The 8910-nt window shown below is 48.0% G+C and carries 9 protein-coding genes; 8 read left to right on the top strand and 1 reads right to left on the bottom strand.

What is annotated here, in order from left to right; genetic code table 11:
* Positions 1–277 precede the first annotated feature (277 nt).
* Positions 278–2212, bottom strand: coding sequence for an ABC-F family ATP-binding cassette domain-containing protein (locus AC50YO_RS20335; RefSeq protein ID WP_494850001.1), 1935 nt, complete (start codon positions 2210–2212; stop codon positions 278–280).
* Positions 2213–2372: 160 nt separating this feature from the next.
* On the opposite strand from AC50YO_RS20335, the gene AC50YO_RS20330 reads away from it, so the two are divergent.
* From AC50YO_RS20330 to AC50YO_RS20295, 8 genes are all read left to right on the top strand, one after another.
* Positions 2373–2999 (top strand): 5-formyltetrahydrofolate cyclo-ligase, encoded by a 627-nt coding sequence (locus AC50YO_RS20330; RefSeq protein ID WP_494850000.1) that lies wholly within the window; start codon positions 2373–2375, stop codon positions 2997–2999.
* A gap of 4 nt (positions 3000–3003) precedes the next feature.
* Positions 3004–3477: a cyclic pyranopterin monophosphate synthase MoaC gene (moaC, locus tag AC50YO_RS20325; RefSeq protein WP_494849999.1), complete on the top strand. Its 474-nt coding sequence runs from the start codon at positions 3004–3006 to the stop codon at positions 3475–3477.
* Positions 3478–3516: 39 nt separating this feature from the next.
* Complete coding sequence (locus tag AC50YO_RS20320; protein ID WP_494849998.1) at positions 3517–4011, top strand: MogA/MoaB family molybdenum cofactor biosynthesis protein; 495 nt, start codon at positions 3517–3519, stop codon at positions 4009–4011.
* A complete protein-coding gene (locus tag AC50YO_RS20315) occupies positions 4008–5051 on the top strand; it encodes a molybdopterin-binding protein (RefSeq protein ID WP_494849997.1) in 1044 nt (347 codons plus the stop codon). The genes AC50YO_RS20320 and AC50YO_RS20315 overlap by 4 nt, the downstream gene beginning before the upstream one ends.
* 45 nt (positions 5052–5096) lie before the next feature.
* Positions 5097–5327, top strand: coding sequence for a twin-arginine translocase TatA/TatE family subunit (tatA, locus tag AC50YO_RS20310; protein WP_494849996.1), 231 nt, complete (start codon positions 5097–5099; stop codon positions 5325–5327).
* 110 nt (positions 5328–5437) lie between these two features.
* Positions 5438–6169 (top strand): twin-arginine translocase subunit TatC, encoded by a 732-nt coding sequence (gene tatC, locus AC50YO_RS20305; protein WP_494850008.1) that lies wholly within the window; start codon positions 5438–5440, stop codon positions 6167–6169.
* Between the two features lie 327 nt (positions 6170–6496).
* Positions 6497–7639: a YhgE/Pip domain-containing protein gene (locus AC50YO_RS20300; protein ID WP_494849995.1), complete on the top strand. Its 1143-nt coding sequence runs from the start codon at positions 6497–6499 to the stop codon at positions 7637–7639.
* 4 nt (positions 7640–7643) lie between these two features.
* Positions 7644–8246, top strand: a complete 603-nt coding sequence (locus AC50YO_RS20295; protein ID WP_494849994.1) for a TetR family transcriptional regulator — start codon at positions 7644–7646, stop codon at positions 8244–8246.
* The last annotated feature ends 664 nt before the right edge of the window (positions 8247–8910 follow it).

The raw sequence follows: 8910 nt of genomic DNA, 5'->3' as shown, positions 1-8910 counted from the left end.
AAGGTAGAAGGTAGAAGGTAGAAGGTAGAAGGTAGAAGGTAGAAGGTAGAAGGTAGAAGGTAGAAGGTAGAAGGTAGAAGGTAGAAGGTAGAAGGTAGAAGGTAGAAGGTAGAAGGTAACTTACAACCTAATAAGAGACGTGCTAGCATTGATTACGTTAGTTAGTATCGAGAAAGAAGAGAAGTGTCCCTAATATTCCATGAAAAAGGCCGTCCCATAAGTGAGCATATGGGACGGCCTTTTTGCAATACAGCTACAGCCTGCATGGACGTAGTATCTATTCCTCGCTCAATGTTTCCCATTCCTCATAGGCTTGGGACAAAGTCGCTCGATGCTGCTCGATCTGAGCTTGAATTTCTTGAATACGCATATAGTCATTGAATATAGCTGGCTCAGTCAGCTGTTCCTCAAACTGTGCGATCTGTTCCTCTAACTGGGCAATGCTGCTCTCAAGCTGTTCCAGCTTACGCAGGCGGGAGCGTTCATCCCGCTTCGCACGTTTGTCGAGTTCATAAGAGGTTGGAGCCTCGATAGCTGCAGAAGTTGTCTTGCTCGAAGCCTGTTTGGCGGCTGCCTCCAGGCGCTCCTCCTCTAATTCGCTCTTTTTCTCAATCATTTCGTCATAATTTCCTAGGAAATGTTCGGTTCCTGTTGGCGTGAGTTCGACAATCCGCTCAGCCATTTTGTTCAAGAAGTAGCGGTCATGGGAAATGAAGAGAAGGGTACCTTCATAATCCAATAGAGCGGCTTCAAGTACCTCTTTGCTAAAGAGATCAAGATGGTTGGTAGGCTCGTCCAAGATGAGGACATTGGCCTGAGCCAGCATAAGCTTGGCTAGCGATACTCTGGCCTTCTCCCCGCCACTTAGTGAAGAGATTCGCTTAAGCACATCCTCCCCGCTGAATAAGAAGCTGCCTAGTACGGTGCGAATACGTGACTCCTCCATATTAGGATATGTGCCCCATACTTCTTCGAGTATCGTATTGGCCGTATTCAGACCTGTCTGCTCCTGATCATAATAGCCAAGCTTAACGTTCGTTCCCCATCGGACGGCTCCGGTCGTGGGCTGTCTTTGCTCGACAAGCACCTTGAGCAAGGTGGATTTGCCAATACCGTTTGGTCCGATTAAAGCGACAGTCTCTCCACGCTGAAGTCGGAAGGATACGTGTTGGAACAGTGATTGTGTTCGCTCTGGGAACGTTACAGACAAATCGGCAACATCAAGAACATCCTTGCCAGACTGTCGTTCGATCTGGAAGGAAAAGTTGGCCTTCTTCAAGTCGCCTAGCGGCTTGTCTGTTATTTCCATCTTTTCTAGTGCCTTACGGCGGCTTTGAGCTCGCTTGGTGGTAGAGGCACGAACAATATTTTTCTGAATAAAGTCTTCCATCTTGGAAATCTCTACTTGCTGCTTCTCATAGACCTTCATATTTGCTTCATATTCCGCAGCCTTGAGCTCCATGTAACGTGTGTAATTCCCCGTGTAGCGTTTCGCGGCATGCCGTTCGATCTCTATAATTGAAGTGGCCAGTGCATCGAGGAAATAGCGGTCATGGGATACGACAAGTATCGCTCCCGAATAACTGCGCAAATACCCTTCGAGCCAAGTCAGCGTTGGAATATCCAAATAGTTGGTCGGCTCATCGAGCATAAGCAGATCAGGAGCCTGCAGCAGAATGCGAGCTAATGCGAGCCTAGTTTTTTGCCCGCCGCTCAAGGTGTGAATGAAAGTGTCAGGCGGGAAGGTTCCGAAGCCCATACCATGAAGAACGCTGTTAATGCGGGTATTGATCTCGAATCCGCCTTGCTCACGGAACCAATCCGAACGCTTCGCATAGCGGTCCAGCACTTCTTCATAGCGCTTAGGGTTATCATGGAGCACCGGATCAGCAATCTGCTGCTCCAGCTCGCGAAGCTCCTGCTCCGCTGCCAATAGATGAGAGAATACCGCACGCATCTCAGCATCAATGGTACGATCGGATTGAAGGCCGCTATTCTGCGCCAGATAACCGATTCGAGTCTCCTTCGCTTTATGTATGGCACCTGAATCGAAGGAGAGCTCTCCTGCAATGATTTTTAACAGCGTAGATTTGCCTGCACCGTTAACTCCGACGAGACCGATGCGTTCTCTTTCGAGCACCTGCATGGATATATTGGACAGTATGACGTCTACGCCATAGCTCTTACTTATGTTGGATACTTGGAATAGCATGAATGATACCTCCAGCAAATAGTGGCCTGAAGCGGAAGCCCGCTTATTGTTTCATTATATCTTATCACAAACGGGCGTCGCCATTGGCGAAAGTTGCATAACAATGGTAAACTACAAATAATAAGAAGGAATGATGGGAAGGCAGAGTAAAATTCAGATTATGAGACAAGAATCGTATGGGGCAAAGGAAGAGAAATCGTCACTTCGCTCGCAGCTAAGGGAGCTGCGAGATGGCATGGCTAACGATGAGCGGGCCATTCGTTCAAGCGCTGCGTGCGAACATTTCATTCTTTGGCTGGAGAGGAATGCTGTGGAGAAGATAATGGTATATCTCCCGTTTCGATCCGAGCTTGATTGCAGGCCAATAGTGGAATGGGCATGGCAAGCAGGTGTGCAGGTGATTGTGCCTCGATGTATTCAGGCGGATCGTTCTATGACGCTGCATGAGCTGCTGGCTTGGAGCCAATTGCAGCAAGGAGCCTATGGCATTATGGAGCCAGATCCGGCGCTTAGCCCCGCGCTGCCAGAGACCTGCATCCCTGACGTTATCTTGGTGCCAGGGCTCGCTTTCGATCTTCATGGCGGAAGGCTCGGCTATGGGGGCGGTTATTATGACCGGTTCGCAGAGCGGCTTCATCTGCATGCTGCAGGCAAGCGGACGAGATGGATTGGAGCAGCCTTCGAAGCCCAGCTTGTCAATCGCTTGCCTATGGACAGACATGACAAGCAAATGGATGGGCTGCTGACAGAGAACGGGTTACAGGACAATATGATTGTGACGGAGTGAAAGTATGGAACTAACGCATTTCAATGAGCAAGGCAGAGCGCGAATGGTCGACGTAAGCGATAAGGAGATCACTTCACGGACGGCAGCTGCCCGCACGACCGTCAAGATGCAGGCGGATACGCTTGCACGCATTAAGGGAGGCAAGATCGGGAAAGGCGATGTATTAGCCGTCTCTCAGGTAGCCGCCATTATGGCAGCGAAGAAGACATCCGATTGGATTCCAATGTGCCATCCGCTGCCGTTGACAGGAATTAATGTGATATTCGAGGATAACGGTACGGATGAGCTTTATATAGAAGCAACAGTGAAGACCACCGGTAAGACAGGAGTCGAGATGGAGGCACTAACCGCAGTATCGGCTGCCGCATTAACCGTGTATGATATGTGTAAGGCGCTTCAGAAGGATATCGTCATTGGGCCTACTTATCTGGTATCCAAGACCGGAGGCAAGAATGGCGATTATAGCAAGGCAGAGTAGGATAACCCATGATCGGACTAGAATGGGAGGAATAAGCAGATGCGGTGGAAAGTAGCCTTATTGACGGCAAGCGACAAAGGCTCACGAGGAGAGCGTGAGGATACAAGCGCCCAAGTTATTCGAGAGCTTGTAGAAGAGGAGCTGGGCGGCGAGATCGTCGATTACCGAATTGTCCCGGATGAGCAGGACGAGATTATGGCTTCCATTATCGAGATGACAGAATATTATCAAGCAGATCTGGTGCTGACGACAGGCGGGACAGGCCTTGCGCTCAGGGACGTGACACCGGAAGCAACGCTCAAGGTGATTGACCGCATCGTACCGGGTCTATCGGAAGCGATGCGTATTGGCGCCTTGCAAAAAACAAGGCGTGCCATGCTATCCCGCGGAGTATGCGGAATACGTGGCCGGTCACTCATCATTAACCTGCCAGGAAGCCCGAAGGGTGTACATGAGAGTCTTATGGCGATTATGGATCAGTTGCCGCATGCCCTTCAGATTTTGTCTGGACGTCAAGGAGAGCATGAGGAATGAATAGCAACGAGCAGCCAGAGGAAGCAGCAAGAGGTACGATATTAAAGGAAGTGCCCGTTCATGAGGCTGTCGGGATGCGGCTGGCTCATGATCTGACCCGGATCATACCCGGGCAGTTCAAAGGACGCCTATTCAAGAAAGGCCACATAATTGCAGAATCGGATATTCCTGATCTGCTGGATATCGGCAAAGAGCATATCTATATTATGGAGCTTGGTTCAGAGGAGCTTCATGAGGATGATGCTGCGATTAGAATGGCAAAGGCTCTGTATGGAGACGGAATTACGTTGACTGAGCCGCATGAGGGCAAAGTAAGCCTTCGGTCTGATAAGCTTGGCTTAGCCCAGATAGATGCAAGACTTGTGGAGACGATTAATAGATTAGGCGAGATTGCCCTTGCTACCGTGAAGACGAATACGGTCGTGAAGCAGGGACAGCCTCTAGCTGCAACAAGGGCAATTCCGCTTGTCGTCTCAAGGAGTAAGGTGGAAGAAGTAGAGCGGCTGGCTGCGGAGTATCGGGAAGCAAGCGGCGGCCAAGCTCCTGTAAGCGTTCTGCCATTCCGTAAGCTGCGAGTCGGGCTGTTAACAACAGGCGGTGAGGTGTACAGCGGCCGGATTGAAGACAAGTTTGGCCCTGCTGTCCGTGCGAAAATCGAAGCCTTGGGCTCTGAGATCGGAGAACAGCGATTTGTACCAGATAATGGACAAATAATTGTCAAGGAAATAAACTATTTGCTGGAGCAACAGTATGATATGATAATATTGACAGGTGGAATGTCGGTCGATCCCGATGATCGGACACCCGGCGCCATCAAAGCTGCAGGTACGGATATTATCAGCTATGGTACGCCAATGCTGCCTGGCTCGATGTTATTGATAGGTTATTTGAACGGGGTGCCGATTATGGGCTTGCCTGGTTGCGTCATGCATGATCCCTATACTTCCTTTGATGTGCTGCTTCCACGTATATTAGCTGGACAAACCATTACTAGAGAAGATATAACGAGTATGGGATATGGCGGATTATATGGCTGCTAAGCGAATTATGACGTACTGTGATAACAAATCTGGGAGGTTACAATTATGTCAGGCATAGGTGCAACAGGTATTATTCTGCTTGTGCTCGTCGCTCTGCTGCTGTTCGGACCGAACAAGCTGCCTGAGCTGGGTCGTGCTTTTGGCCGTACGCTGCGAGAATTCAAGGCTGGAGCCAAGGATATGATGGAAGACGATGACAAGCAGAAGGATGACAAAAGAATCGAAGTTAACCGGACGGAAAATAACGATTCGGACAATAAGCGGCTTCCGGACTAAACCGGGCCCGCTTTTTTGCTGAAAGGATGCGGTTGTAAGTGGGAACGTCATCGCAGAGCGAAGCTTCCAAGCAGCAATTCGACAGAGAGCGGATTCGAGAAGAAGGGCTCATGCCTTTGCTGGAGCATCTGGGAGAGCTTCGCAAACGGATTATTTATATGTTGGTTGTTATCGTAATTGGTCTGGTGATCGGTCTGATCTTCGCCGAGCCGGTATATAACTTCTTAATGAGCCAAGAGCCAGCCAATGGTTTATCGCTGCATGCGTTCTCCTTATGGGATGGCATTGGCATGTATATGAAGTTCGCGCTAGTTATCGCGCTTATTCTGGCGATTCCGTTCGCAGCGTTCCAGCTGTGGGCGTTCGTAAAGCCGGCGCTTCGAGTGACAGAGCAAAGAGCGACGCTGAAATATATTCCTTTTGCGTTAATTATGTTCTTGATCGGTCTAGCCTTTTCTTATTTTGTGGTATTCCCGCTTGCCTTTCATTTCACCCGGAATGTTGCGGCTAGTCTGGAGCTGGAGGAAACGATCGGTATTATTCAGTATTTTTCGTTTATGTTCAACATACTGATTCCGATCTCCCTGCTATTTGAGCTGCCACTCGTTATTTTATTCCTTACCGCTATTCGCATTCTGAATCCAATTCGACTGCGTAAAATGCGACGCATTGCCTATTTCGTTATGATCCTCATCGGTGTAGTCGTTACACCGCCGGATTTCATCTCAGACATACTGGTCGCTATACCATTACTTCTCTTGTATGAAGTGAGCGTGTTCTTATCAGGAACGGTGTACCGCAAGCAGCTTGCGGCTGATAAGAAGTGGGAAGAAGAGCAGTAGGTAGCGAATAAGAGCAATAAACAATGGAGAAGAGCAATTTCCTTAGAAGGGGATTGCTCTTTTTTGTCTTTCAATTTTTATAACTAATATTGCTGCATGAGAATACATAGCTGATTATACGGTGAGGATGGAATTATGTTATATGCTATTGTATTGCAGTATTAAATTTTATCGCTGTATTGGGTTGGAAAATCGCATTGTTCCTTTAAGGCGGAAGTTTTTGTTGACATATAGATGTTCTTCGGTTATTTTTAAACATGTGTTTTAAACAATTGTTTAAGAGAGAGTGGAGTGAGAGAGACAATGAAACAAGCTTTTCAAGCTTTTATGAAACGTCCAACAACATGGGTGGGTATTATAACGGCACTTGTTTTTCAGATTATTTTTTCCGTGATTTGGATGACAGGCTATAATGGTGTGACGGACCGTACGGATCAATTGCGAATTGCAATTGTGAATGAGGATCAGCAGCTGGGGCAACAAATCACAGGCTCACTTGTTAAGGAGCTTCCATTCGATATGGTACAGCTTGACAGCATTGATGAAGCAAAGCAACAATTAGATGATAGAGAGCTGCAGATGGTCATTCATCTGCCTAAGGATCTCTCGCAGAAAGCAATGGCAGCAGATAGCCAAGCAGCTATATCGTATTATATTAATGAGTCCAATCCTGCTCTTATCAAAAGCATGATGAGCAGCATTGCCACGCAAGTCACCTCTGAGGTGAATCGCCAAGCAGTAGCAGCGGGCGTGCAAGCACTGCTCAGCAATACGACGCAGATTCCTGCTGATCAGGCGGCTGCAACAGCCCAGACGTTGGCAGAGCGTGTCACAGCTGATATTCAATCGACCAATGTGGTCCAAGGCATGAACAATCAGATGGTGCCTATGATGATGGTGTTGGCTTCGTATGTCGGTGCGATGATCATGGGGATGAACCTAGAGCAATCCGCGATGGCTGTACGGGGCACTGTGAGCCGTTGGAGAAGATTCGCGGTAAGAAGCATGATTAATGTGTGCACCGCCTTCTTTGTATCGCTAACAGGCTCTTCCTTATTGATGCTGCTAGGCGGACAGGTTGAACAGGGTTATTTGCATCTATGGCTATTCCAATTCGTATTTTTACTTGTCTTTATGTTCGTATCGCAGTTGTTCCTGTATGTGTTCGGCATGGCAGGCATGCTGTTCAACATTATGATGCTGTCTGCACAGTTGGTATCCTCAGGGGCGATTGTGCCAAGAGAGCTGTTGTCAGATTTCTACGTGGGATTAGGCAATCTGCTTCCGGCTACTTATGCGGTGGATGGAAATATGAATATCTTGTTTGGCGGCCCTAGTATCGGCAGTGATGTGCTAGCCCTCCTGCTCATAGGCGGAGCCGCATTCCTACTCAGCGCAATCACTGTTGCAATCAAACGTGACTCCTCTGCACCACAGCAGCAAGGAGGGGCTATCAAGCAAGTCAGCTAATATGATGGAGGGGAATATGATTATACCCGATACGGATATCAAAGTCCGAATATTGCTAGCAGCCAAAAAGCTGTTTGCTGAGCAAGGATTCGATAAAACGACGGTGAGACAGATCTGTGAGGCGGCAGGCGCTAATGTAGCGCTCGTATCTTATTATTTTGGGGGAAAAGAAAATGTGTTCGGCGCGTTGTTCGAGCACTTTTTTCCGAATGAAAAAATCGCAACTATTAACAAAGAGCTGGAGCCATTAGAAGGCATCAGACTTATTGTTAGGGAGGTTGCCCGCTTCAGGCAGAGTGATCCACAGCTTATTCGTATTATTCAGCACGAAATTCTCTTGAACACAGTCCGCATCCAAAAAATTCGCGAGCATGTTGTGCCGATGTGGCAGTTGCTGCGACACTGGTTGGAGAAGGGACAAGCACAGGGGCTGTTCGTATATCAATCCGTGGATTCGATCTTCATGTCGATTATAGGCATCTTGCTATTCGATCGACAATCCGCGTATTGGCAGGTGCTGCTGGAAGATCGCCCGGTCGATATAGATGACATGATCGAGGAAATGACCCGTTTTATATTAGGCGGATTGCAGGCCAAGCCGTGTTGATTAGATAGCCGTAAGGGAAGCGATATCTCCCACGTTGTTTTCAGAACTAATTATGAGTGAAGGAAGAACCTTTTTTGCTACTGTTAGGGTGGCATGGAAGGTTCTCTTTTTCGTATTTAAAGGGAATTGCCTATCTAGATGCCTCCTTATGAGATGGCTACTCGTGCGCTCGTAGCGGAAGGTTCGTTAATAGAATAAATGATTGTCTAGATTAGTTGAACAACGTACTGATTAACAACTTGCGCTTCTCATTGGGATGCGAGCCATTCTGCCGTTGGACGGCAGCAGGTATGTTGAAGCTGTTAGTTGATTTAGTGGGAGCTAGAGGCAAGTTAGCTGGAATTAAGCAGAGTTTGAGCTGGAGTCAATTTATATGAGTCGAACTCATATAAGTGTGAGGGGAAGCGTATATATTTTGGGCGACTTGTGAGAGGGAGCGGAGGATATGAGGTAAAGCTCATATCTCGGGAGGCTAAGCTCTTGAGGTATGAGGATAGCCTCATAGAATGTTTGTTGTGGATGGGGAGCAGCTTGCGTGAATGAGGCTGACCTCACAGAATGTGAGGTTATCGGTGCGTGCGCAGGGGAAGGCTCGTTGTTGGAGTAAATAATTATGGAAGCTTGTTGAAAGCCCTGCTGTTAGCAGTTGTGTGCTTAACACGGG

This window comes from Paenibacillus sp. J22P59, assembly GCF_059383895.1.
The sequence above is the reverse complement of the archived record's forward strand: the minus strand, read 5'-3'. Positions and strand labels throughout refer to the sequence as shown.

Bases quoted from the DNA above. Each gene is read 5' to 3' on its own strand.
- AC50YO_RS20335 (WP_494850001.1), bottom strand. From the start codon at position 2,212: ATGCTATTCCAAGTATCCAACATAAGTAAGAGCTATGGCGTAGACGTC.
- AC50YO_RS20330 (WP_494850000.1), top strand. From the start codon at position 2,373: ATGAGACAAGAATCGTATGGGGCAAAGGAAGAGAAATCGTCACTTCGC.
- moaC (WP_494849999.1), top strand. From the start codon at position 3,004: ATGGAACTAACGCATTTCAATGAGCAAGGCAGAGCGCGAATGGTCGAC.
- AC50YO_RS20320 (WP_494849998.1), top strand. From the start codon at position 3,517: ATGCGGTGGAAAGTAGCCTTATTGACGGCAAGCGACAAAGGCTCACGA.
- AC50YO_RS20315 (WP_494849997.1), top strand. From the start codon at position 4,008: ATGAATAGCAACGAGCAGCCAGAGGAAGCAGCAAGAGGTACGATATTA.
- tatA (WP_494849996.1), top strand. From the start codon at position 5,097: ATGTCAGGCATAGGTGCAACAGGTATTATTCTGCTTGTGCTCGTCGCT.
- tatC (WP_494850008.1), top strand. From the start codon at position 5,438: ATGCCTTTGCTGGAGCATCTGGGAGAGCTTCGCAAACGGATTATTTAT.
- AC50YO_RS20300 (WP_494849995.1), top strand. From the start codon at position 6,497: ATGAAACGTCCAACAACATGGGTGGGTATTATAACGGCACTTGTTTTT.
- AC50YO_RS20295 (WP_494849994.1), top strand. From the start codon at position 7,644: ATGGAGGGGAATATGATTATACCCGATACGGATATCAAAGTCCGAATA.